This is a genomic window from Azospirillum sp. B21 (assembly GCF_008364825.1).
GTDB lineage: Bacteria > Pseudomonadota > Alphaproteobacteria > Azospirillales > Azospirillaceae > Azospirillum.
Window position 1 is genome coordinate 1 of the sequence record NZ_VTTO01000022.1, and the last position, 24,758, is coordinate 24,758.

Annotated in this window: 17 protein-coding genes; 10 read left to right on the top strand and 7 right to left on the bottom strand. The window is 64.7% G+C overall.

Features of this window, described 5'->3' with window-relative positions; genetic code table 11:
- From odhB to frc, 4 genes are all read left to right on the top strand, one after another.
- The coding region (gene odhB, locus FZ983_RS29635; protein WP_149228157.1) for a 2-oxoglutarate dehydrogenase complex dihydrolipoyllysine-residue succinyltransferase at window positions 1–1,000 on the top strand (1,000 nt) is incomplete at its 5' end.
- Window positions 1,001–1,219: 219 nt separating this feature from the next.
- Window positions 1,220–1,945, top strand: a complete 726-nt coding sequence (locus tag FZ983_RS29640) for a hypothetical protein (RefSeq protein WP_149228158.1) — start codon at window positions 1,220–1,222, stop codon at window positions 1,943–1,945.
- Between the two features lie 424 nt (window positions 1,946–2,369).
- Window positions 2,370–2,918: a PAS domain S-box protein gene (locus tag FZ983_RS29645; RefSeq protein WP_247884036.1), complete on the top strand. Its 549-nt coding sequence runs from the start codon at window positions 2,370–2,372 to the stop codon at window positions 2,916–2,918.
- Window positions 2,919–3,127: 209 nt separating this feature from the next.
- Window positions 3,128–4,378, top strand: a complete 1,251-nt coding sequence (frc, locus tag FZ983_RS29650) for a formyl-CoA transferase (protein ID WP_149228159.1) — start codon at window positions 3,128–3,130, stop codon at window positions 4,376–4,378.
- A gap of 166 nt (window positions 4,379–4,544) precedes the next feature.
- On the opposite strand, the gene FZ983_RS29655 is transcribed toward frc, so the two are convergent.
- Window positions 4,545–4,835 (bottom strand): hypothetical protein, encoded by a 291-nt coding sequence (locus tag FZ983_RS29655; RefSeq protein WP_247884037.1) that lies wholly within the window; start codon window positions 4,833–4,835, stop codon window positions 4,545–4,547.
- Between the two features lie 141 nt (window positions 4,836–4,976).
- Entirely contained in the window at window positions 4,977–5,396 is a 420-nt protein-coding gene (locus FZ983_RS29660; protein ID WP_149228160.1) for an HRDC domain-containing protein, read from the bottom strand.
- A 256-nt stretch (window positions 5,397–5,652) separates the two neighbouring features.
- Between FZ983_RS29660 and FZ983_RS29665 the strand changes: the two genes are divergently transcribed.
- Window positions 5,653–6,642 carry a hypothetical protein gene (locus tag FZ983_RS29665; RefSeq protein ID WP_149228161.1) on the top strand — a complete coding sequence of 330 codons (990 nt, stop codon included), beginning with the start codon at window positions 5,653–5,655 and terminating at the stop codon, window positions 6,640–6,642.
- 113 nt (window positions 6,643–6,755) lie between these two features.
- Window positions 6,756–6,968 carry a hypothetical protein gene (locus tag FZ983_RS29670; protein ID WP_149228162.1) on the top strand — a complete coding sequence of 71 codons (213 nt, stop codon included), beginning with the start codon at window positions 6,756–6,758 and terminating at the stop codon, window positions 6,966–6,968.
- A 39-nt stretch (window positions 6,969–7,007) separates the two neighbouring features.
- Here the strand turns inward: FZ983_RS29670 and FZ983_RS29675 are convergent, their stop codons facing one another.
- The gene (locus tag FZ983_RS29675; RefSeq protein ID WP_149228163.1) at window positions 7,008–7,481 is read right to left on the bottom strand and encodes a ferritin family protein; all 474 of its coding nucleotides are present in this window, start codon (window positions 7,479–7,481) and stop codon (window positions 7,008–7,010) included.
- A 177-nt stretch (window positions 7,482–7,658) separates the two neighbouring features.
- On the opposite strand from FZ983_RS29675, the gene hrpB reads away from it, so the two are divergent.
- From hrpB to FZ983_RS29690, 3 genes are all read left to right on the top strand, one after another.
- Window positions 7,659–10,223: an ATP-dependent helicase HrpB gene (gene hrpB / locus FZ983_RS29680; RefSeq protein ID WP_149228164.1), complete on the top strand. Its 2,565-nt coding sequence runs from the start codon at window positions 7,659–7,661 to the stop codon at window positions 10,221–10,223.
- Between the two features lie 295 nt (window positions 10,224–10,518).
- The gene (locus FZ983_RS29685) at window positions 10,519–11,889 is read left to right on the top strand and encodes an AAA family ATPase (protein ID WP_149228165.1); all 1,371 of its coding nucleotides are present in this window, start codon (window positions 10,519–10,521) and stop codon (window positions 11,887–11,889) included.
- A 12-nt stretch (window positions 11,890–11,901) separates the two neighbouring features.
- A complete protein-coding gene (locus tag FZ983_RS29690) occupies window positions 11,902–12,795 on the top strand; it encodes a DUF4435 domain-containing protein (RefSeq protein WP_149228166.1) in 894 nt (297 codons plus the stop codon).
- Window positions 12,796–12,867: 72 nt separating this feature from the next.
- On the opposite strand, the gene FZ983_RS29695 is transcribed toward FZ983_RS29690, so the two are convergent.
- The 4 genes from FZ983_RS29695 to FZ983_RS29710 form a co-directional block, all read right to left on the bottom strand.
- Window positions 12,868–13,675 (bottom strand): IS5 family transposase gene (locus FZ983_RS29695; protein WP_149228167.1). Its coding sequence is split into 2 segments (ribosomal slippage): window positions 12,868–13,338 and window positions 13,340–13,675, totalling 807 coding nucleotides; the frame shifts between segments, so codons are not numbered across the junction.
- 378 nt (window positions 13,676–14,053) lie between these two features.
- Window positions 14,054–16,747: a pyruvate, phosphate dikinase gene (ppdK, locus tag FZ983_RS29700; RefSeq protein WP_149228168.1), complete on the bottom strand. Its 2,694-nt coding sequence runs from the start codon at window positions 16,745–16,747 to the stop codon at window positions 14,054–14,056.
- Window positions 16,748–17,102: 355 nt separating this feature from the next.
- Entirely contained in the window at window positions 17,103–19,352 is a 2,250-nt protein-coding gene (locus tag FZ983_RS29705) for an EAL domain-containing protein (RefSeq protein ID WP_149228169.1), read from the bottom strand.
- A gap of 259 nt (window positions 19,353–19,611) precedes the next feature.
- On the bottom strand, window positions 19,612–23,352 hold the full coding sequence (locus FZ983_RS29710) for a vitamin B12-dependent ribonucleotide reductase (protein WP_149228170.1): 3,741 nt from the start codon (window positions 23,350–23,352) through the stop codon (window positions 19,612–19,614).
- Between the two features lie 756 nt (window positions 23,353–24,108).
- On the opposite strand from FZ983_RS29710, the gene FZ983_RS29715 reads away from it, so the two are divergent.
- Complete coding sequence (locus FZ983_RS29715; RefSeq protein WP_149228171.1) at window positions 24,109–24,576, top strand: PRC-barrel domain-containing protein; 468 nt, start codon at window positions 24,109–24,111, stop codon at window positions 24,574–24,576.
- Window positions 24,577–24,758 lie beyond the last annotated feature (182 nt).

Genomic DNA, 24,758 nt, shown 5'->3' on the forward strand with positions numbered 1-24,758 from the left:
TGCCGCTCCCGCCGCCGCCCCGGCCGCTGCTCCGGCCGCCGCCCCGACCCCGGCCCCGGCCCCGGCCGCCGCCACTGCTCCGGGGGGCAACCTGGCCGCTTCCGGCCCGGCCGCCCGCAAGCTGGCCGACGAGAAGGGCATCGACGGCTCGTCCATCGCCGGTTCGGGCAAGGATGGCCGCGTGACCAAGGGTGACGTGCTGGCCGCCCCCGCCCCGGCCGCCAAGCCGGCCGCTCCGGCCGCGGCCCCGGCGCCGAAGATGGTGTGGGCCGCCGGCACCCAGGGCGACCGTCCGCGGGCCGCGCAGGAAGAGCGCGTCCGCATGACCCGCCTGCGCCAGCGCATCGCCGAGCGTCTGAAGGAGGCCCAGAACTCCGCCGCCATGCTGACCACCTTCAACGAGGTGGACATGTCGGCGGCGATCGCTCTGCGCGCCGAGTACAAGGATTATTTCGAGAAGCGCCACAAGGTGCGGCTCGGCTTCATGTCCTTCTTCGTCAAGGCCGCCGTCCAGGCTCTGAAGGAGATCCCGGCCGTCAACGCCGAGATCGACGGCACCGACATCGTCTACAAGAACTACTATGACATCGGCGTCGCCGTCGGCACGCCGCAGGGTCTGGTGGTTCCGGTCGTCCGCGACGCCGACAAGCTGGACTTCGCCGGCGTCGAGGGCACCATCGCCGCTCTCGGCAAGAAGGGCCGCGACGGCAAGCTGTCGATGGACGAGCTCACGGGGGGCACCTTCACCATCTCCAACGGTGGTGTCTACGGCTCGCTGATGTCGACCCCGATCATCAACCCGCCGCAGTCCGCCATCCTCGGCATGCACAAGACGATGGACCGCGCGGTCGTCGTCGGTGGCAAGATCGAGGTCCGCCCGATGATGTATCTGGCGCTGTCCTACGACCACCGCATCATCGACGGCAAGGAAGCGGTCACCTTCCTCGTCCGCATCAAGGAGCTGATCGAGGATCCGCGCCGCCTGCTGCTGGACGTCTGATCTGAAAGAGGCAAGGGAGGGTTTCGGTCCTCCCTTGACCCACCCGCCAAGGGCGACGGCCCTTGGAACCCTGAAGGGGCGCCGCGAGGCGCCCTTTTCTTTTTCGGCGATACAACCGGACTGAAAAATCTTTCACCGATAACAATCGTTCCGGTCTGTTGACAGTCCTTGCGTGCCAGTATTGTCTCGAAAACCCAATTACCACTTAAGAGCGCCGCCATGCCGGTCAATATCCTCGATCTGGCCGTTGCCTCGAACACCGTCTATAACTTCCAGAAGGGCCGGGGCAACGACGCGGCTGCCTTCAACAAGGCGGAAGGGGCGCGGCGCTCCCCACCCGGATTCCAGGTGATCTTCACCCATGAGGACACCGACGTCGGATTCTTCGGCGCCGTCTATCAGGAAAAGCACTCCGACCAGTACATCATCGCCTATCGCGGCACGGCGGTCGGCAGCAGCACCTCCGGCCAGATGGCCGGCGGCAAGAACCTGAAGACCGACATCGCCCTCTACACCATCGAAAGCCTGCCGGCCGGCATCCGCGCCGCCAAGCTTCTGCTGGAACAGGCGAAGGTCCTCATCAAGAAGGCGAGCCCCATCCTTTGCGGCCATTCGCTGGGCGGCGCCATCGCCACCATCGTCGCGGTGGAGGAAGGGCTGCCCTGCTGCGCCTTCAACGCGCCGACCGTGTCGAAGATGGTGCGCGGCGGCATCATTCACGGCCCCTATGTCCGCGTGCATCAGGAAAACCTGCCGGCCGTAGAGAAGCAGATCGTCAACTTCAACCTGCAATGGGACCCGATCAGCAAGTCGTCCAAGGCGGTCGGCAAGGTGATCAAGCTGCCGGCGACTCTGGCCGGCGGCGGCCATTCGCAGGACAAGGTGGTCGCCAACATCAAGACCAGCAAATACGCCTCGATGCCCTTCTTCGATCTGGTCGGCTGATCCGCCGTCTCTCCTGTGGTTGCGCGTCCGTGACCGTGGCTCCACGCAGAGCATTCCGGCCCCGTCGGGCACGGGAGATGCTCTGCGCCACGAAGTCCCGGCCCCGCCGGTCGATAGTCTTTCCCTCCCGCTTCCCGGTATAGCGGCACCGGTCGGACCGCCCGGCCTTTCCCATCCCATTTCCATCAGCGGAACGGCGCCCCTCCCGGTGGGCGCCGTCGCCGCGATTCCATGCCTTTGACCCTGCGTGAAAGAGCGGCTGCGCCGCGGCCATGCGCAGTCGATTCCCTCCCCAAACCTCCCCTCCCGGAACGGTTATCTGTTCGCCACAAGGACAGTTCGCACCGCGCTCAAATCCTCTTGCATGGTCGGTGGCATCTGGTATACCGTATCGATAATGTCAGTGCGGCACGGCTTTCCGGCCATGACGCACCGGCTCCCCCGGCGCCCAATCCAAGAGGGGGCGAGCGCCAAGGAGATCGACATGGAACAGACGGCAGCAGCGGGTACGCCCGCGGTTGTTGCAGCAGCGGGTTCTCCCGCGGTTGTTGATTGCGAGCAACTGGTGTCGGTGATCGGGGATGCGGTCATCGTGTCCGATCCGGCCGGCGCCATCACCCTGTGGAATGCGGCGGCGGAGCGGATGTTCGGCTTCACGCCTGACGAAGCGATGGGCAAGTCGCTCGACATCATCATTCCGGAACGCCAGCGGCAGCGCCATTGGGACGGCTACGGGAAGACCATGGCCACGGGCGAAACCCGTTACGGGCACGATCTTCTGCGGGTCCCGGCGGTCCACAAGGACGGGCACAGCCTGTCGATCGCCTTCACCGTCGCGCTGTTGCGCGGAACCGACGGTGCGGTGACCGGCATCGTCGCCGTGGTGCGGGACGAAACCGACCGCTGGACCGAAGAGCGGAAGCTGCGCCGCCGCCTTGCCGAACTCGAGGCGGTCGCGACCGCGGCCGGCTGATCCGGTCCATCGATCCAGCCCCCCAACCAGACACGCCGGATTTCGGCCATTGGATTTCGGCCATTGGATTTCGGCGGACATCGAACACCGGCCGGCCACCAGCCTTGGCGCCTCCATTCTTCGGGCGTCGGCCGGCCGGACAGCAGAGCAAGCAGAAACACGTCCACGGGACAAACGTAAACAACGCGAATAAAGGGAGTGTTGCAGTCATGACCAAGCCGCTCGAAGGCATCAAGATCATCGACTTCACCCATGTGCAGGCCGGCCCCGCCTGCACGCAGCTTCTGGCCTGGTACGGCGCGGACGTGATCAAGGTCGAACGTCCGGGCGCCGGCGACGTCACCCGCAGCCAGCTGCGCGACATCCCCGATGCCGATGCGCTCTATTTCACCATGCTGAACAGCAACAAGCGCTCCCTCACCCTGGACACCAAGACCGCCGAGGGCAAGGAAGTCCTGGAGCGTCTGATCAAGGAATCCGATGTTCTGGTGGAGAATTTCGGCCCCGGCGCGCTCGACCGCATGGGCTTCAGCTGGGACCGCATCAAGGAACTGAATCCCGGCATGATCGTCGCCTCGGTCAAGGGCTTCAGCGATGGCCACCATTACCAGGACCTGAAGGTCTATGAGAACGTCGCCCAGTGCGCCGGCGGTGCGGCCTCCACCACCGGTTTCTGGGACGGCCCGCCGACCGTGTCCGCCGCCGCGCTCGGCGACAGCAACACCGGCATGCATCTGGCCATCGGCATCCTGACCGCGCTCATGGCCCGCACCAAGACCGGCAAGGGCCAGAAGGTCGCCGTGTCGATGCAGGACAGCGTGCTGAACCTCTGCCGCGTCAAGCTGCGCGACCAGCAGCGCCTGGACCGCGTCGGCTATCTGGAGGAGTATCCGCAGTACCCGCACGGCAAGTTCACCGACGTCGTTCCGCGCGGCGGCAATGCCGGCGGCGGCGGCCAGCCGGGCTGGGTGCTGAAGTGCAAGGGCTGGGAGACCGATCCCAACGCCTACATCTACTTCACCATCCAGGGCCATGCCTGGGCTCCGATCTGCAAGGCGCTGGGTCGTGAGGAGTGGATCGACGATCCGGCCTACAACACGGCGCTGGCCCGTCAGGACAAGATCTTCGACATCTTCGCGATCATCGAGGATTGGCTGAAGGACAAGACCAAGTTCGAGGCGGTCGACATCCTGCGCAAGTACGACATCCCGTGCGCGCCGGTGCTGTCGATGAAGGAGATCGCCAACGACCCGTCGCTGCGCGCCAGCGGCACGGTGGTGGAGGTCGACCACAAGCAGCGCGGCAAGTACCTGACGGTCGGCAGCCCGATCAAGTTCTCCGACATGACGGTGGAGGTCACCGGCTCCCCGCTGCTCGGCGAGCACACCGACGAGGTGCTGGCCCAGCTCGGCTACAGCAAGGACCAGATTGCCGCCATGCACCAGGCCAAGGTGGTCTGAGGCACTTTGCCCCCACCCTAACCTTCCCCCGCTTCGCAGAGGACCTCTGGTCCGCTGAGAGCGGGGAAGGGTCGGGATGGGAGCAAGCGACACGACCACTCCCCACAAATAAAAACGGCGCCCCATCCGGGCGCCGTTTTCTTTTTCACAACTCCTGCCCCTGACCTCAAGCCTTCCCGGCGCGGTCCAGATCATCCAGAATCTCGCCGGCGCGGTTGGTCAGGGTACGGGCCAGCCGGGCATAATGGCCGTTGCCGGTCGCACGGGCACGGTTGGCAGCTTCCGCGCCCAGCTGCGCCAGTTCATGCGCGATCTTCCTGTAATCGGGCTTCCTGTAGTCAGGCTTCCGGAATTCGGACTTGCGATGGCCGGGCACCTCGCCCCACGCCAAATCCGCTACGGCACGAGCCTTCGGAGGATCCTTCGAAGCCACAACCGCCTCACCCGCTGATTGCATCGCGAAGGTGCGATCCTGACACGGGAAGAGGCGGGGTCCAACTGACGCTTACGGCAGGGCAGGCACAGCCTTTGGGTGTGTCATGCCCGGCCGAAGCGGATAGGCCGCCGCCGGTGGCTTGCCCCGCCGATCAGTCGCCGGTCAGTCGTCGATCAGCAAGTCCAGCGTGGAGCGCACCACCTGCACGATCTCGCCGCCATGGGGCGCAGCACCCAGGCCGCGGGCGTTCATGATGATCGACAGCTCATGTTCGGTCGTCGGGGCGAAGCGGGCGATCTCCGACACCAGATCGTCCGGCAGCACGACATCGCGCGTCACCCCGGCCTGGACCGCGGCCTTGTCGCGCCAGCCGTTCAGCGCGGCGGCGATGGCCGCCTCGATCTGCTGCGATTCCTCCTTGCGGCGAAGGTCGGTGAACAGCACCAGCACGCGCCACGCGCCGTCGGCGTAGGCGGTCTCGATGCGCTGGACCTCGACCGTCCGCAGGAAGGCGGAGAGCTGCGTCTGCGCCTCCTCGGCGGTGGCGTCGGGAATGGTGAAGGTGCGGATTTCGGTGCTCATCGCCAATCCTGCTGTGAGGCCGTCCTATCGGGCTCGGATCCTACACAGGATTGGCGCGTTCGGCAAACTGCGACCCTGCCGCAGGGGTGTTCCGGCCCCTTGGGGATACCCCCAATTTCCGCATGCCGATTCTCCTCCCCCGCGCGTTGTGGGAGAAGCCAGGCACTCACCCGACGCGCCAGGCATCCGATGCAAGCGCCCGCCGCATGATCGTTGTGCCCCGAACACCGTGTCATGACCGCCGTGGAGTCCACCGATGACCGATCCGGAACCGCAAGCCACCCAATCCATTGCCGAACAGCCCGCCGCCACGAAATCCCGCCCCAGCCGCTGGCGGACGCTGGGTGCCGGGCTGCTGCTGGCACCGCTGGCCTTGGGGGGATTGGCGGTGCTGGCGGTTCTGTGGACCGGCACCCTGCTCTACGACCAGCCCTTCGCCTGGTACAACCTGAACCGCATCGATGCGCAGGCCGACCGGGCGGCGCGGAACCCCGACTCGATATCGGTCATCGCACTGGGCGACACCGCGCTGCGCGACGCCACCCTGGACGAGAGCGGCATGGCGGAGCTTGCCGCCAAGCGCGGCGTGCCGAACCTGGAATTCCTGCGCATCGTCCACCGGCAGGCCCAGTTCGCCGATTTCGAACCGCTGCTCGACCGGCTGATCGCCGTGAAGCCGACGCTGATCCTGATCGACCGCAGCCTGCTGACCGCCAGCCGCGGTCCGATCGACGAGTTGGAGCGCTATGGCCACGGGCTGATGCGCCTTTACCGCGGTCAGACCCATGTACAGGATCAGGTGGCGCTGCAGTACCGGCGCGGCTGCGGCCCCACCCCGTCGGCATGGCTGACCGGCGGCACGCCCGACTCCGTCACCGGCAGCTCCGCCACGGCGCGGCAGGTGCGCGCCTTCATCGACCGAGCCTGGGCCGCCGGCATCCGCGTCGCCCTGATCGAGGTGCACAGCCGCCCCGCCCCGCGCTCCACCGGCCTGATCGCCACGGCCTCCGCCGCCGAGCCCGCCGCCACCCTGCCGCTGTGGAACTATGCCGCCGGGCAGGACGATGACGGGATGGACGCCGCCCCCGCCTGCGCCGACCGCGGGACCGGCGCCGATGGCCGCAGTGCCTTCTCGGCCTGGCTGACTGGCGGCATCGCCGGGGCGGTAGCCGGCGCCCAGCCCGACCGCATGCCCGGCCGCGCCCCCGGCCATGCCAAGGTGACGGAGGCCGCGGCACTCCCCTGACGCCCCGATACTCTATGCCGCACTGCAACCGCCCCCGTTCTTTCCGCCTTCCGATTAAACCACTTTTTGTTTATGGTTTTCCGGTCGGGCGAGTCGCAACAGGAGACGGATGCATGGCTTCCATCATGATCAAGAAGGCCGGCGAAGGGCTGGTCTCGCAGGCCCACCGCAACGCCGACGTCGGCCCGACCAGCGGCAGCTCGGTCGTCTATGAAATCCAGAACGTGCCGGGCGAGGTCAGCGTCGACGACGTGATCGCCGCCTTCAAGACCTACAAGCCGGTCGACAAGGTGTACGAGATCGACTGGTCCGCCCTGTCAAAGTGATCAGGGAAGGGGGCAGCCAGCGCCCCCTTCCTCACCCCCCTATCCCTGCAGTGCCGGATAGCGCTTGGCCCACACCTCCAGCTGGGCGACATGCTCGGCCTCTTCGGCGGCGAACTCCTCGGCCATCATGCGGACTTCCGAATCGGTGGTGGTCTTCGCCACCTCGGCGTAGAAGGCCTGTCCGCGGCGCTCGCTCTCCAGCGCCAGTTCCAGCGCATATTCCACCGTCATCAGATAGTGCGAGCCTTCCATGGAGGCCGCTTCCGGGCTGTCGCCGTCCGGCCATTGGAAGTCTTCCGGCTTCAGATCCGGGATTTGGCGGAAGCCTGACCGTTCCCGCGCCTCGGCCAGATGCATGCGCGAGAATTTCGCCATCTGGCCGAAGAAGGCCGCGACCTCCTGGTTGCCATAGGTCTTCATCGTCTCCGACAGGTCGGCGAAGCGGTTGGCGGCGTCCTCCTCCAGCGCGCAGGCGTGGGCGAGGAACAGGGCGGCATCGTGGATATCGGTCATGGATCCCTTTGATGAGCGAATAAACCCGACGACCCCAAAACCATACAGTTTTTGCGGTCATCGGTCGTGCGTCCCCGCTCCCCGCTCCGCCCCTGCGACCTTTTGGCGCGCGCCGCCCCGTCCTCCTCGCGAAATCCATTGCCTTTCGCCCCGGTTCGCGGCAGCAGACTCCCCCTCATGAGCAAGCCCGCCTTCCCCGCCCTGCCAATCGATCCCGTCCTGCCCGCCCTCTTGGAGGCGCTGGACCGCCGCGGCACCGCCGTGCTGCAGGCCCCGCCCGGCGCCGGCAAGACCACCCGGGTGCCGTTGGCCCTGCTGGAGGCCGGTTGGCTGAAGGGCCGCAAGATCCTGGTGCTGGAGCCCCGCCGCCTCGCCGCCCGCGCCGCCGCCCGCCGGATGGCGTCGATGCTGGGGGAGGCGGTGGGCGAGACCGTCGGCTACCGCGTTCGCCTGGACACGAAGGTCGGCCCGAAGACGCGGATCGAAGTGGTGACCGACGGCCTGTTCCTGCGCCAACTGCAAGAGGATCCGGAGCTTCCCGCCGTCGGCGCCGTCCTGTTCGACGAGTTCCACGAACGCGGCATCGACAGCGACCTTGCCCTTGCCCTGGTGCAGGAGGCGCGCGGTGCGCTGCGCGACGACCTGCGCCTTGTCGTCATGTCGGCGACGCTCGACGCCGCCCCGGTCGCCACCCTGCTGACCGACTCCCACGGCCCCGCCGCCATGGTGACCAGCGAGGGCCGCGCCTATCCCGTCGAGACCCGCCACCTCGATGCCCCATCGCAAGGCACCCGCATCGAGGACGCCGTTGCCGCCGCCGTCCGCCGCGCCCTGCGCGAGGAGCCCGGCAACGCCCTGGTCTTCCTGCCCGGCGTCGGCGAGATCCGCCGCGTCCAGTCCCTGCTCGACCAGTCCGACCTCGGCCCCAACACCATCATCGCCCCGCTCTATGGCGACCTGTCGGCCGAGGCGCAGGACCGCGCCATCGCCCCCACCCCGCCCGGCCAGCGCAAGATCGTGCTGGCGACCTCCATCGCCGAGACCAGCCTGACCATCGAGGGCATCCGCATCGTGGTGGACAGCGGCCTGATGCGGGTTCCGCGTTTCGACCCGCGCGGCGGCATGACCCGTCTGGCGACGGTGAAGGTCAGCCAGGCCTCGGCCGAGCAGCGCCGCGGCCGCGCCGGCCGTCTGGAGCCCGGCGTCTGCTACCGCCTGTGGCCGGAGGCGACGCACAAGGCGCTGGCCCCCTTCACCACGCCGGAGATCGAGGACGCCGACCTTGCCCCGCTGGCGCTGGAGCTTGCAGTCTGGGGCGTCTCCGACCCCGCCAGCCTGTCCTGGCTCGACCAGCCGCCGGCCGCGGCGATGGCCCAGGCGCGCGAGCTGCTGACCGGCCTCGGCGCGCTCGACAAGTCCGGAGCCATCACCCCGCACGGCCGCCGCATGGCCGGCTTCGGCGTGCATCCGCGTCTGGCCCACATGATGCTGGCCGGCAAGGCGATGGGCCAGGGCGCACTCGCCTGTCTGGTCGCGGCCCTGCTGGGCGAGCGCGACATCGTGCGTTCCCAACCTGGGTTCCGCGACGCCGACCTGCGCCTGCGCGTCGATTTGCTGCGCGGCGAGGAGCGCGGCGGCCAGGGCGCGGCGCGCGGCCTCAGCGTCGACCGCGGCGGCGCCCAGCAGGCGGTGAAGCAGGCGCGGCAGTGGCGCCGCCAGCTCGGCGTGCGCGACGACGACGCGATGGATTCGAACGCCGTCGGCATTCTGGTGGCGCTGGCCTATCCCGACCGCATCGGCCAACGCCGTCCCGGAGGCCAGCCCGGCGGGGTGGCGGCGCAGTATCGCCTGTCGGGCGGTCGCGGCGCCTATTTCCAGGATGCCGAGCCGCTGTCGGCCGAGGAGTGGCTCGCCATCGCCGACCTCGACGGCGCCGCCCGCGAATCGCGCATCTTCCTGGCCGCCCCGGTCACGCTGGCCGATCTGGAGGAGAGCTTCGCCGACGACATCCGCAGCGAGACCATCGTCGCCTGGGACGCGCGCGAGCAGATGGTTCTGGCGCGCCGCCGCCGCATGCTGTTCGCCCTGATCCTGAAGGACGAGAAGCTGGCCAAGCCGCCGGCCGACGCGATGTCCGCCGCGATGATCGAGGGCATCCGCGCGCTCGGCCCCGCCTGCCTGCCCTGGACCGACGAGCTGCGCAAATGGCGCACCCGCGTGATGTTCCTGCGCGCGCGGGAGGGCGACGCCCACGACTGGCCCGACCTGTCCGACCCGGCCCTGATGGACGGCCTGGAGGAGTGGCTGGCCCCCTTCCTCGACGGCGTGTCGCGCCGCGCCCATCTGGAGCGCATCGACCTGTCGAGCGCCTTGCGCGCCCTGCTGCCCTGGGAGTTGCGGACCCGCCTGGACGCCGAGGCCCCGACCCATGTCGAGGTGCCGAGCGGCTCCCGCATCCCCATCGACTATGACGGCGAGGAGCCGGTGCTGGCGGTGCGCCTGCAGGAGATGTTCGGCCTTGCCGAGACCCCGCGCATTGCCGGCGGCCGGGTTCCGCTTCTGCTGCACCTGCTGTCCCCCGCCCGCCGCCCGGTGCAGGTCACCCGCGACCTCGCGAGCTTCTGGGCCAACGCCTACAAGGCGGTGAAGGCGGATTTGAAGGGCCAGTACCCGAAACACTACTGGCCCGACAACCCGCTGGAAGCCGAGCCGACCGCCAGGGCGAAGCCGAGGGGGCGGTGAGCAGTTATGCAGATGTACTAAGAGCGCCCATCAAAACCTCCCTTCGGCATGCTGAAGCCGTTGGTTTGCCTCAGGCCGGTTTGGGTTTTGATGGGCGCTCTAAGAGTGCCTATCAAAACCCGGTTCTGATGCGCTGAAGCCGTTGATTCCCCTCAACCCCAGACCGATTCTGATCCGCACTCTTAAGCGGTTTTTATGCTGGTCGCTTCACTTTCCATTCCGTTGACGAGATTAGATTTTAGATATATCAACCTTGTCTAACTCGGCGCCGCTTTTCTTAACTAGGAGGTTGAATATGAAGTTAGTCTCATTCTCTGCAAAGAAGGTTCATGGGTATCTAAATTTTGATGTCAACTTTCTCGATGATGTAACGTTTTTAATAGGTATCAATGGATCGGGGAAAACCACACTTGTTCGAACGATTTATTCTTTGCTTTCACCCGTTTTCCTTAATCTTTCTTTCACTCCTCATGAAAGTGCCCTGCTCGTCGTAAAGCACAATGATGAGATAATCGAAATTAGTAGTGAGAGCATTGAAGGTAAGGTTAAAATCAGAACAAGTTCAACTAAATCCGATCTAATTATACCGCCGTTTGTAATGCCTTCGACAGAGACATCCGCTAGATTTACTGACGTTGCTAATGGTTATTATAGAGATTTTAGAATGAAGCATGGCAATCATGAGGTTCTAAAGCTTCTAAATTCTCTTCCAACACCTATGTTTTTAGGACTTGAACGCAAATCATCTGTAAATCGTCAGGGATACTCTACCATTGCGCGCAAGATGATTAACCCAGCAAAGTACAAAAAGAATGTATTTGCTGGAACTCTATCTGACAGCCTGGATGATGCCGCAGAACTTGCTTGGCAGAAATATAGAGAGATACAGGCTGAGCAAGACAAATTACGTGATAAACTTAGAAACTCATTAATCATGAGAGCATTTGATTTTATTGATACGAAACCGTACGAGATTAGCACGTCGTATCCATCGAATAAAGAAAGAGATCGAATTGAAAAGCAAAGAAATTCCGTAAGAAGTACGTTGCTTTCTCTAGGGCTCTCTGAAGAAGAGGTCGGAAAGGGAATAGATCCATTTTTTAGAAGAGTGAACAGTATAATCCAAAGCCTACCGGCAAAGCCAATAGATGTTAATGAGATAATTATCAAAAAGGACTCTGCAGTGTCGAGGAAGGAAAGAGAGGCGACGTTAAATTGGATTGTGAACAAATGGCAATTTGATAGAATTGGAGCTTTGGCTGATGTAATTGACGAATTCGTTTCGGCATCCAGAGATCTCTATAGCCCAATCGAAGATTTTCTTGAAACTATTAATCCATTTTTCGAAGAGAGCGGGAAAAATATTATAATTGATAGATTTGGCATGCGTGTAGCGATTGGAGAGATGGAACCGAGAGATCTGGAAACTCTTTCCTCTGGTGAGCAACAACTCGTGGTTTTGCTCACGCATCTTGCATTTAATCCAGCAGCTCGGCGTGCTAATGTTCTTATTATAGATGAGCCAGAAATCTCTCTCCATATTGCTTGGCAGGAAATGTTCGTTGACGCTCTATTAAAATCTAGCCCTGAGACTCAATTTATTCTCGCCACTCACTCTCCATCTATCATTTTGGAGAGAGACGATAATTGCCGTGACCTTATTTGATCGGGTGGAAATATGCTAAAGTATTCACCGCGCGCGGTGCCCGGACTTGTCAGAATATTAAAAAGGTACAACGAGATCACTATATTTGTTGAAGATGCGACATATAAGAACATGTATCAAATATACTTTGAGCGAATGTTGAAAGGTAGAATAAATGTAAGAAGTATATTTCCGCTAAACGGCAGGGAAAAAGTGATAGAAGCCGCAAAGAGCGGTAGATACAAAAGGTATGATCCGTGCTTTTTTCTAATTGATGGAGATCTCGATATTTTGCGGGGGATTGACTGCCCTCCACACGAAGGTTTAATCAGGCTATCTGTATATTGTTCAGAGAATTTGTTGTTTTGTGAGCAGGCGGCTATTGAATTAGCGTTTGAAAGTTCGCCAGATATGTCAAAGAGCGAAATATCGAAAAAAATTAACTTCAAAACTTGGAGAAAGGAGATTATCAGAAAACTGAAGCCTCTTTTCATATCTTATGCTGCGGCTCAGCATTTTAAGGTGACCGTCCAAACTGTTAGCTTGAACGCGCATGTTTTTCTAGAAGGGTCAGGTAGTGAGAGAGTTCTTTCTGAGAGAAAAATTAGCGAGAAAATAAGACAGGTTGAAGCTGAAATTCTCAAAAAAACAACATTGCCTGAGCTCAATAGATTTAAGAAATCTATTGATGGAAAGATATCTACTAACAATCTAGGTTCAACAAATTATTTTTCAGGGAAAACATATTTGATGCCATTACTATACAATCACTTGAGAGGAAAAACCGATTTTTCGGATAAGGAAGCCGCAATGAAGCTTCGACTCGCAAGATATGCCAGTTTCGAAATAGATGGAAATCTAACAAGAAGAGTTGAAGAAGTAGTGTCGAATATTGAGAAGAAGAGATCGGCGGCAAGATGTGAATAATTACCTGATGAGGCGCTAAATTCAACGCGGTTAATACTCTTGCGCATACATTGAAGTGCAACCTAAGAGTTCCTAACAGAACCATCTCTGAACGAAGCGCCAGCAGATGAGGCTGGCGGCGATGTGGTGGAACGCGGTGAAGATGTCAGCACGGCGTTCATAACGGACGGCGATGCGGCGGAAGCGTGCAAACCAGGCCAGGGTTCGCTCGACCACCCATCGGTGCCTGCCGAGGCGCTCGCTGCTCTCGATGCTACGTCGGGCGATGCGCGGGATGATCGCTCGCTGGCGCAGCGCTTGGCGGCAGTGGGCGAAGTCGTATCCCTTGTCGGCGTGCAGCTTGGCCGGTCGCCGTCGTGGCCGGCCCGCACATTGGCGGATTGCCGGCACGGCATCGACCACCGGTTCCAGCAACTTGCTGTCGTGCCGGTTGGCGGGAGAGATTTTCAGGGCGAGCGGGAAGCCATTGGCATCGAAGAGGATATGCCGCTTGGAGCCCGGCTTGCCGCGGTCCGTCGGGTTCGGGCCGGTCTCCTCACCCCCCCCTTTTTGCTGGGACGGCGGCGCTGTCCACCGCAGCCCGTTCCCAGTTGATGGCGTTGGCATAGCCGAGCCGGTCGAGCAGCACACGGTGCAACCGCTTCCAGACGCCAGCTTGGTGCCATTCGTGCAGTCGGCGCCAACAGGTCATGCCCGAACCGCAGCCCATCTCCACCGGCAGCAGCTCCCAGGGAATACCAGAGCGCAACACGAACAGGATGCCAGTCAGCGCCGCGCGGTTGTCCAGCCAAGGCCGCCCGCCCTTCGGCTTGGGCGGCTCAGGCGGGAGCAAAGGCTCAATCAGTGCCCAAAGGGCGTCGGAGACGAGAGGTGCAGCCATGCCCCTCTCAACAGCCCAAACGCCGTTTTGTTAGGCGCTCTTACCACCAGCCACCATCCATGATAGGACTATAAGCCTCAATCTCCCGAAAAGTGTCCTGCATGCATCGCCACTGGTGCCACGCCCCCTTGCGCCCGTCCTCCCGCGCACCCGCCCCGCCGGATGGAACAGTGAACAGCCCCCGGAAAACCGTTCCAACCTGTTCCAAACGTTCCATCCGACCGCCGCAGGCCGGGTCGAACGCCCCGGATGGAACAGTGAACACTCCGCCGAAATCCGTTCCACGATGCTCCACCCACCCGACCCCGCCCCCAAAACGAAACGGCCCCCTTCCCTTGCGGGAAGAGGGCCGAAATCGTTTCAGCTACCCGAACCGGCTCAGTCGCGCTTGACCGTGTCGCTGTTCAGCGCGGCCTGGGCGGCGGCGAGGCGGGCGATCGGCACGCGGTAGGGCGAGCAGGAGACATAGGTCAGCCCGACCTTCTCGCAGAAGGAGATCGAGGCCGGGTCGCCGCCATGCTCGCCGCAGATGCCCAGCTTGATGTCCGGACGGACCTTGCGGCCACGCTCGGTGGCGATCTCCACCAGTTCGCCGACGCCGGTGACGTCCAGCGACTGGAACGGGTCCTGCTCCAGGATGCCCTGGCGCTGGTACTCCGGCAGGAAGCTGCCGGCGTCGTCGCGCGACAGGCCCAGCGTGGTCTGGGTCAGGTCGTTGGTGCCGTAGCTGAAGAACTCGGCCGACTCGGCGATCTCGCCGGCCTTCAGGGCCGCGCGCGGGATCTCGATCATCGTGCCGGTCAGATACTCCACCGTCACGCCGGTCTCGGCCTTCACCTGCTCGGCGGCGCGGTCGATCACCGCCTTGAGGATGTCGAACTCCTTCTTCGTGATGATCAGCGGGATCATCACTTCGGGAATGACGGCCTCGCCGGTGGTCATGGCGACCTCGGCGGCGGCGGCGAAGATGGCGCGGGCCTGCATCTCGTAGATCTCGGGGTACGAGATGCCCAGACGGCAGCCGCGATGGCCCAGCATCGGGTTCGCTTCATGCAGCTGGATGGTGCGGTGGCGCACCCGCAGCGGATCGGTGCCGGTGGCCTGGGCGACCTCCGCCATGTCCTCTTCGGTGTTCGGCAGGAACTCGTGCAGCGGCGGGTCGAGCAGGCGGATCGTCACCGGCAGGCCGGCCATGATCGTGAACAGATCGACGAAGTCCTTCTTCTGGAAGGGCTCCAGCTTGGCGAGCGCCTTGCGGCGGCCGGCCTCGTCCTCCGCCAGGATCATCTCGCGGACGGCCAGGATGCGCTCCGGGTCGAAGAACATGTGCTCGGTGCGCGACAGGCCGATGCCCTCGGCGCCGAACTTCCGCGCGGTGCGGGCGTCCAGCGGGGTTTCGGCGTTGGCGCGGATCTTCATCCGGCGGATGCTGTCGGCCCAGCCCATCAGGGTGGCGAAGTCGCCCGACAGTTCCGGCTGGATCGTCGGCACCTCGCCCAGCATCACCTCGCCGGTGGAGCCGTCGATGGTGACGATGTCGCCTTCCTTCACGGTGACGCCGCGCACGCCCATCTGCTTGGTCTTGTAGTCGATGCGCAGGTCGCCGGCGCCCGACACGCAGGCACGGCCCATGCCGCGGGCAACCACCGCCGCGTGGCTGGTCATGCCGCCGCGGCTGGTCAGGATGCCGCGGGCGGCGTGCATGCCGTGGATGTCCTCGGGCGAGGTCTCGATGCGGCAGAGGATCACCGACTCGCCCTTGCCGGCCATCTGCTCGGCCTCGTCGGCGGTGAACACCACCTTGCCGGACGCGGCGCCGGGGGAGGCCGGCAGGCCCTTGGCGATGACCTTGCGGTCGGCCTTGGGGTCCAGCGTCGGGTGCAGCAGCTGGTCGAGCGAGGCCGGATCGATGCGTCGGACCGCCTCGTTCTGGTCGATGACGCCTTCGTTCGCCAGATCGACGGCGATCTTCAGCGCGGCCGGGGCGGTGCGCTTGCCGTTGCGGGTCTGCAGCATGAACAGCTTGTTCTGCTGGACCGTGAACTCGATGTCCTGCATGTCGCGGTAGTGCTGTTCCAGCTTGAGGCGGACCTCGTTCAGCTGGTTGAACACCTCCGGCATCACCTCCTCCATGGCGGGGAGGTCGGACTTGTTGGCGATCTTGCCGGCGATGGTCAGGTGCTGCGGCGTGCGGATGCCGGCGACGACGTCCTCGCCCTGGGCGTTGACCAGATACTCGCCGTAGAAGGCGTTCTCGCCGGTCGACGGGTTGCGGGTGAAGGCCACGCCGGTGGCGCAGTCATTGCCCATGTTGCCGAAGACCATGCACTGCACGTTGACCGCGGTGCCCCAATTGGCCGGGATGTCGTGCAGCTTGCGGTAGGTGATGGCGCGGGCGTTCATCCAGGACCCGAAGACGGCGCCGATGGCGCCCCACAGCTGCTCCTGCACATCCTGCGGGAAGGGCTTGCCCAGCTCGCGCTCGACCGCCTTCTTGTAGTCCTCGATCACCGCCTGCCAATCCTCGGCCGACAGGTCGGTGTCGAGGTTGTAGGACTTGTCGCGCTTGTGGCCGTCGAGGATGTCCTCGAAATGGTGATGCTCAACGTCGAGAACGACGTTGGAATACATCTGGATGAAGCGGCGATAGCTGTCGTAGGCGAAGCGGGAGTCGCCCGACCGCTTGGCGAGGCCGGCGGCGGTCGCGTCGTTCAGGCCCAGGTTCAGGACGGTGTCCATCATGCCGGGCATCGACGCACGGGCGCCGGAGCGGACCGACACCAGCAGCGGGTTGGCCGGGTCGCCGAACTTGGCGTCCATCGCCGTTTCCAGCCGCTCGACCGCGGCCTTGACCTGCGTCGTCAGCTCCGGCGGATAGGAGCGGCCGTTGGCGTAGAAATAGGTGCACAGCTCGGTGGTGATCGTGAAGCCCGGCGGAACGGGCAGGCCAAGATTGGCCATCTCGGCCAGATTGGCGCCCTTGCCGCCCAGCAGGTTCTTCATATCGGCCCGTCCTTCGGTGGCACCGGCCCCGAAGCTGTAGACCCACTTGGATTCACCCTGGCTCGCCATCGCGGAATTCCTCTCGCCCCATGGTCGTCCGGCGTGCGGGTGCTCCCCTTGTGCTCCACGGGCGGTCCGCCGGGCGGGTCTGATCCGCTCAGCGGGACACCGTGGTCAGTTTGCTTGACCGCACATGCCGCTGAGTGGACCTTCTATCGCCCCAAACGTTGGGACACAAGACAGTCGCGTGGTCTAGAACGGGATGACCTGCGCTTCACCGGCAAAGGAGCGTTGCGACTATATCGTATTGGCCGGATCCCCATTACTCCGGCGGATCCGCATAAGCACCGATTCGAATGGTGAAATGCGGCCGAAGTACCCCGTAAATCCAAAGAAAAACGGGATCATTTCCTCCGCAAATGTTTCAGATGCTGAAGCAGGCGTCGGCCGGACACTCCACCCAGTGCTTGCCCTCCCCCGCCAGCCAGCGCACCAGCGCGTCAGCCGGCATCGGCCGGGCAAAGCGGTATCCCTGGCCGATGGCGCAGCCTTCCGCCTCCAGCATGCGGTGCTGGGCCTCGCGCTCCACCCCTTCGGCCACGACGGTCAGGCCCAGCGCCTCGCCGATCTGGATGATGGCACGCACCAGCGGCCGGTTGGCGGCGTCGATGTCCAGTTCCTTGACGAAGCTGCGGTCGATCTTGAGTTCGCCGACGGGGAAGCGCTTCAGGTAGCTCAGGGACGAATAGCCGGTGCCGAAATCATCGATCGACAGGGTGACGCCCAGCGCATGCAGGGCATCCAGCGCGTCATGGGCCCCGACCTCCTCCGTCATCATCAGCCGTTCGGTGATCTCGAGCGTCAGGTCGGTCGCCGGGATGCCGTTGGCGGCGAGCACCGAGCGGACCTGGTCCGGCAGATCGCCGCGGGCGAAGCGGACGGCCGAGACGTTGACCGCCAGCCCCGGCACCGGCACCCCGGCGGCGCGCCAGCGGCCGAGCTGCGCGACCGAAGTCTCCAGCACCCAGCTGTCCAGCCGGTCGATCAACCCGCATTCCTCGGCAAGCGGCACGAACTCCATCGGCGATACCGCTCCCCAGCGCGGGTGGGTCCAGCGGATCAGCGCCTCCACCCGGTGCAGGCAGTAGGGCTTCAGCCGGACCTGCGGCTGGTAATGCAGCTCGAACGGCGCCTCTCCTGCCGCGCCATTCTCCTGCCGGTCCAGCGCCTCGCGCAGCGCCGCCTCCATCTCCAGCCGGCGCACCGCCTGTTCGTTCATGTCGCGGCGGAAGAAATGGCAGCGGTTGCGGCCGGCCTGCTTGGCCCGGTACATCGCCGCGTCGGCCTGACGCAGCAGCGTGTCGAAATCCATGCCGTCGTCGGGATGGACGGCGATGCCGATGCTGGCGGTGGGGGTCAGCGTCAGGTCGGCCACCGTCAGCGGGACCGACAGGCAGGCGAGCACCCGCTCCGCCAGCAGGGAGGCATGGGCGGCGTCGCAGCCCGGCAGCAATGCCACGAACTCGTCCCCGCCCAGCCGGGCCAGCGTGTCGCCTTCGATGAACAGGCGCCGCAGCCGGTTCGCCACCTCCACCAGCAGCTGGTCGCCGACCGCATGGCCCAGCGAATCGTTGATGGTCTTGAAGCGGTCGACGTCCAGGAACATCAGCGTCACCGGCTGGCGCGTGCGTCCGGCCAGCGCCAGCGCCGCGGTGGCACGGTCGGCCAGAAGCTGGCGGTTGGGCAGCCCGGTCAGCGTGTCGAAATAGGCCAGCCGGTTGATCTCCGCCCGCGCCCGGTCATGCTCGATTGCCAGCGCGCACAGATGCACGCAGGCCTCCACCAGCCGCCGGTGGAAGGGGGCGGCGGGACGCGGCTCGCGGTAATAGAGCGCGAAGCTGCCCAGCATCCGGGCATTGCGCCCCTTGATCGGATTGGACCAGCAGGCGGCCAGCCCATGGGCCAGCGGGACTTGGCGGTAGGGCGCCCAGCGCGGGTCCTCGGCGATGTCGGTGGACATCACCGCCTCGCCCCGGCTCATCGCGCTGCCGCAGCTGCCGACGTCCGGCCCGATGGCCAGCCCGTCGATGGCGGCGGCATAGACGCCGGGCAGCGACGGAGCGGCGGCGACCCGCATGCGGTTCTCGTCGTCGCGCAGCATCACCGAACAGGTGACCTCCGGCGCGCAGGCCTCCACCTGCCGGCACAGGAAATCCAGAACCTGCTTCAGCGACCGGCCGGCGGCCACCAGTTCCAGCACGTCCTGCTGCAGGCGGGCCACCGCTTCCGCCCGCTCGCGTTCGTCGAAACAGCGCATCTCGCACAAAAGCAGGGCGTCCGCACCGTCGGCCAGATGCTGCCAGTGCAGATCGACCGGAACCGGATCGCGGCGTGGTAGGCAGAGCGTGCCGCTGCCGGGCGGCGGATGCTCGCCCTGCGCCCTATCCCACACCGTCTGCCAATCGCGTCCGCCGATGTCGAGCAGGGCGGGCAGCGACCGACCGATCATGCCGTCGAGCGGACAGCCGGCAAGGCCGGCGAAAGCCGGATTGGCGCCGACGATGGTTCCGTCGGGCGCGGTCCAAACCAGCGCCGCGCTCCATTGCGCAGCGGTCACCCGCAAAAGGCGATCGGACGGCAGACGGTCGTCCAGCGCGGCCCCGGCCGAATCCATGACCCCTGATCCCCCCGGACATCCTTCGGGGAACGCCGCGCCGGCGCTCCCGGGAGAATCAGCTAACATGAACACACGCTGCGCGGTCAAGCGCTCGTCGCATTCGGACCCTGCTGGTACAAGCGCACGAGACCGGTTCCAATCGGCACGCACGGAAACCTGTCGTGCACAAGCAAAAGGGAGGAAGCGGTCTCCCGCTCCCTCCCCTTCGTCTTTCCTCACCCTATGGCACCCCGATGGAGCGCCGTCCGGGGAAGGCTCAGCTGCAGCCGGTGGTCGACCCGCAGCTGTCGCACTTCAGGCAGGTGCCGTTGCGGACCAGGGTCATGTTGCCGCACTCGCCGCAGGGATCACCCTCGTAACCGCGGGCGCGGGCCTCACGGATGCGATCGAAGCGCTGCTCGCTGGTGCTGCCGCCATAGGCCGTGCCGGTGGCCGCGGTCGAGGCGACATGGCCCTGGGCGGTGGCGGCGGCAACCGCGGGGCTGGCCGACATCGCGGCCTGGGCCGACGCCTGGGTGCCGGCCGACGCGGTGGCGCTGACGGCAGCGGTGTCGGTGCCGGTGGCGGCGAAGGCCGCCGCGGCGCTGGCCCGCTGGGTCTGCCCGCCATGCAGGACGCGCAGGTTGTTGCGGACATAGCCGGTCGACGCGATGCGGCGGACGATGTCGGACGGCTGCACCTGGGTGTCCGGCAGGTCGCCCTGCTTGTCGCCGCTGCCCACCGTGAAGGGCACCAGATCCTCCGGCGTGGCGTGCGCCAGATCGGTGCGGTTCAGGTAGGAGATGGCGATCTCGCGGAAGATGTAGTCGATGACCGAGGTCGCCATCTTGATGGTGTCGTTGCCGGTCACCATGCCCGACGGCTCGAAGCGCGTGAAGGTGAAGGCCTCCACGAATTCCTCCAGCGGCACGCCGTATTGCAGGCCGATCGACACCGCGATGGCGAAATTGTTCATCAGCGACCGGAAGGCGGCGCCTTCCTTGTGCATGTCGATGAAGATCTCGCCCAGGCGGCCGTCCTCATACTCGCCGGTGCGCAGGTACACCTTGTGGCCGCCGACATTGGCCTTCTGGGTGTAGCCCTTGCGGCGGTGCGGCAGACGCTCGCGCGAGCTGCTCTTCCGCTCCACCACCCGCTCGATCACCTTCTCGACGATGCGCTCGGTGACCATCTGGGCGCGGACCGCGGCCGGCGCCTCGATCATCGCCTCGACCGCCTCGCCATCCTCCTCATCGTCGAGCAGGGCGGCCTGCAGCGGCTGGCTCAGCTTGGAGCCATCGCGGTACAGCGCGTTCGCCTTCAGGCCCAGGCGCCAGGACATCAGGTAGGCGTCCTTGCACTCGTCGACCGTCGCCGTGTTCGGCATGTTGATGGTCTTGGAGATGGCGCCGGAGATGAAGGGCTGCGCCGCCGCCATCATCGTGATGTGCGATTCCCAGGACAGGAAGCGCTTGCCGATGCGGCCGCAGGGGTTGGCGCAGTCGAACACCGAGAGATGTTCGTCCTTCAGGAAGGGCGCGCCTTCCAGCGTCATGGCACCGCAGCAGAAGGTGTTGGCCGCCTCGATCTGCGCCTTGGTGAATCCGATGTGGCTCAGCAGGTCGAAGCCCGGGGCGTCCAGCGTCTCGGCCGGGATGCCCAGAGTCTGGGTGCAGAAGTCGGCGCCGATGGTCCAGCGGTTGAAGACGAACTTGATGTCGAAGGCGGTGGCGAGGTTGCCCTCCAGCCGCTCCAGCAGCTCGTCGGTGAACCCCTTGGCCTTCAGCGACTCGTGGTTCACGCCCGGGGCGGTCTTCAGCGTGCCGTGGCCGACCGCGTAGAGCGCGATCTCCTCGATCTGGTCCGGGGTGTAGCCGAGCGTCTTCAGCGCTTCCGGCACCAGCCGGTTGACGATCTTGAAATAGCCGCCGCCGGCCAGCTTCTTGAACTTCACCAGGGCGAAGTCGGGCTCGATGCCGGTGGTGTCGCAGTCCATCACCAGGCCGATGGTGCCGGTCGGGGCGACCACGGTGGCCTGGGCGTTGCGGTAGCCGTGGGCCTCGCCCAGTTCCAGCGCCTCGTCCCACACGCGGACGGCGGCCAGAGCCAGCTCCTGGTCCGGGCAGAGGTCGGCGACGAAGGGCACCGGCTCGACCGCCAGACCTTCATAGCCGTTCATCTCGCCGTTGGCGGCGCGGCGATGGTTGCGGATGACCCGCAGCATGTGGTCGCGGTTGGCCTCGAAGCCCGGGAAGGTGCCCAGTTCCTGCGCCATCTCGGCCGAGGTGGCATAGGCCACGCCGGTCATGACGGCGGAGATGCCGGCGCAATAGGCGCGGCCTTCGTCACTGTCGTAGGACAGGCCCGACGCCATCAGCAGGCCGCCGAGGTTGGCGAAGCCCAGGCCCAGCGTGCGGAACTCGTAGGAGAGCTGGGCGATTTCCTTCGACGGGAACTGCGCCATCAGCACGGAGATTTCCAGCACGATGGTCCACAGCCGGCAGGCATGCTCGAACGCCTCGACGTCGAAGGAACCGTCCTTCAGACGGAACGACATCAGGTTCAGCGACGCCAGATTGCAGGCGGTGTCGTCGAGGAACATGTACTCCGAGCACGGGTTCGAGGCGTTGATGCGCCCCGAGGCCGGACAGGTGTGCCACTCGTTGATGGTGCTGTCGAACTGAACGCCCGGATCGGCGCAGGCCCAGGCGGCGTAGCCGACCTTGTCCCACAGGTCGCGGGCACGGACGGTCTTCACCACCTTGCCGTTGGTGCGGCCGATCAGGTTCCAGTCGGCGTCGTCCAGCACCGCCTGCACGAACTCGTTGGAGATGCGCACGGAGTTGTTGGAGTTCTGGCCGGAGACCGTCAGGTAGGCTTCCGAATCCCAGTCGGTATTGTAGGTCTTGAACTCGATGGAGGTGAAGCCCTGGCCGGCGAACTGGATCACGCGCTGGATGTAGTTCTCCGACACCTGATCCTTGCGGGCGGCGAGGATCGCCTTCTTGAGCTCCTTGTTCTCCTTCGGGTCCAGGCCCGACTGGGCGGCGGCCATCACTGCCGTCAGGTGCTTCTGGCAGATCTTGGAGCCGGTCACCAGCGCCGCGACCTTCTGCTCCTCGTTCACCTTCCAGTCGATGTAGCCTTCGATGTCCGGGTGGTCCATGTCCACCGTGACCATCTTGGCCGCACGCCGCGTGGTGCCGCCCGACTTGATGGCGCCGGCCGCGCGGTCGCCGATCTTCAGGAAGCTCATCAGGCCCGACGACTTGCCGCCGCCGGCCAGCTTCTCGCCCTCGCCGCGCAGCTTGGAGAAGTTGGAGCCGGTGCCCGAACCGTACTTGAACAGGCGGGCCTCACGCACCCACAGGTCCATGATGCCGCCCTCGTTCACCAGGTCGTCGGCGACGGACTGGATGAAGCAGGCGTGCGGCTGCGGATGCTCGTAGGCCGAGGCGGAGGAGGTCAGCAGGCCGGTCTTGAAATCGACGTAGAAGTGGCCCTGGCTCGGACCGTCGATGCCGTAGGCCCAGTGCAGGCCGGTGTTGAACCACTGCGGGCTGTTCGGTGCCGCCATCTGGGCGGCCAGCATGAAGCGCATCTCGTCGAAGAAGGTGCGGGCGTCGGCTTCGGTGTCGAAATAGCCGCCCTTCCAGCCCCAATAGGTCCAGGTGCCGGCCAGACGGTCGAAGACCTGCTTGGCCGAATGCTCGCCGACGAAACGCTTCTCCTTCGGCAGGGCGGCCAGCTTTTCCTGATCCGCTTCCTTGCGCCACAGCCAGGACGGGACGGTGTTCTCTTCCACGGCGCGGAGCGCGGCCGGGACGCCGGCCTTGCGGAAATACTTCTGGGCCAGGATGTCGCTGGCGACCTGCGAGAAGTTGTCCGGCACCTCGATGCCGGTCTGCTGGAAGACGATCGTGCCATCCGGGTTGCGGATCTCGCTGGTCGCCTGGCGGAAGCCGAGGCTGGCGTAGGCGTCCTGACCTTCGTGCGTGAAACGACGCTCGATCCGCATGATGAGACTGTCCCCTGCTTGGAGCCCGCCGCGGCGGACTCGAATGGAAATATGGTGCGACCCGTCCTGATCGGAGCGGCCGGCGGTCCTGTCCGCCGTCCGGCCCGGCAATGCAGATGGCGCCGTACAAACAGGGGCCCGATGCCCGACTGTCCGTCGTCGCCGCTGTGTTGCCGGGACCGGGGCCGCCGCTCGGGGCCGGCCGGGTCACGTGGGCGGCATCCTAGCCAGCGCGACCGGGGCAAGCAAGCCCCACTCTTCTAGATATTGTGGTTGACATCACCGAACCCCTCAAAACCTTGATCTCGTGGTGTTCAACCCGTGACCGGGGATCCTGTTCCCGCCTGCCAAGAATTTTTTAAGGCGGTGGTGGTGGGCCGCATCGCGACCGCGAGGCACAAACTGTAGGCACTCGAATCGCCGTCTCCATTGGACCGGACGGCGCCACCCCATGATTAGAGCGCAAAACACCGCCGTCCGCCAGTGCTTCGTTGCGGTGGAAATCAACATATTGTTGCCTGTGGCCTGTTCGACCCACCACCGATTCGCTGTGTCGCGACTCGAGGCAAAGCGGCGGAATCCTTGGAGCGACTCGAAAAGCCGGCCGCGTTAGGCCCCGAGTCGCCGCTGTCGGCCCAGGGTCGAGACACGGAAGAGGGGCAGAAGCGGCCACCCCGCAACTATTTCCTGCACGCCCGGTTGAAGGCCCTGGAGCCAAGGTGACTCCATCGTGGGTCTGGGGGAGGAGAGGCACCCATGCGGAAGATCAGGCACAAGATGTGGTTGGGGCGGACCGCGCTGACGCTATCCGGGCTGACATTGCTGGCCGGGATGGCGACTCCGCCGCAGGCTGCCGCGCAGACCATGATCATCAACGGCTCTACTCCGGTCGTCGGCGCCGCGGTGGAGCGCAAGACCGGTCCCAGCGTCGACCAACTGATGAACCGCAACGTCGTCGGCGCCGACGGGTCGAAGATCGGCACCGTCACCGACGTGATCCTCGACGACAAGGGCGAGGCCCAATACATCGTCATCCACTCCGGCGGCATCCTGGGCTTCGGCGGCAAGGACATTGCCGCCGACCTGACCCTGGCCGACATCCGTAGCGGGACCGAGGCGATCCAGCTGCGCGACGTCACCGCCGCCAGCGTCCGCGACATGCCCGAATTCCGCTACGACGACAGCATCACCTCCCTGACCCGCAGCCCGGAGCCGCGGCGGTAGGCGGCTGGAGGAGTAGATCATGAGCACACAAGATTTGACACGGATTTTGCGGATTTAGGCACGGATTACACGGATTTTTCTTGGGCTTGGGAAACGCGTGTCCGCCGACCGGCGACCGCGATGCAAGCCCGATCCTGATGCATGGATGATACCGCTGCTTGGTCGGCGACGACCCGGCAACG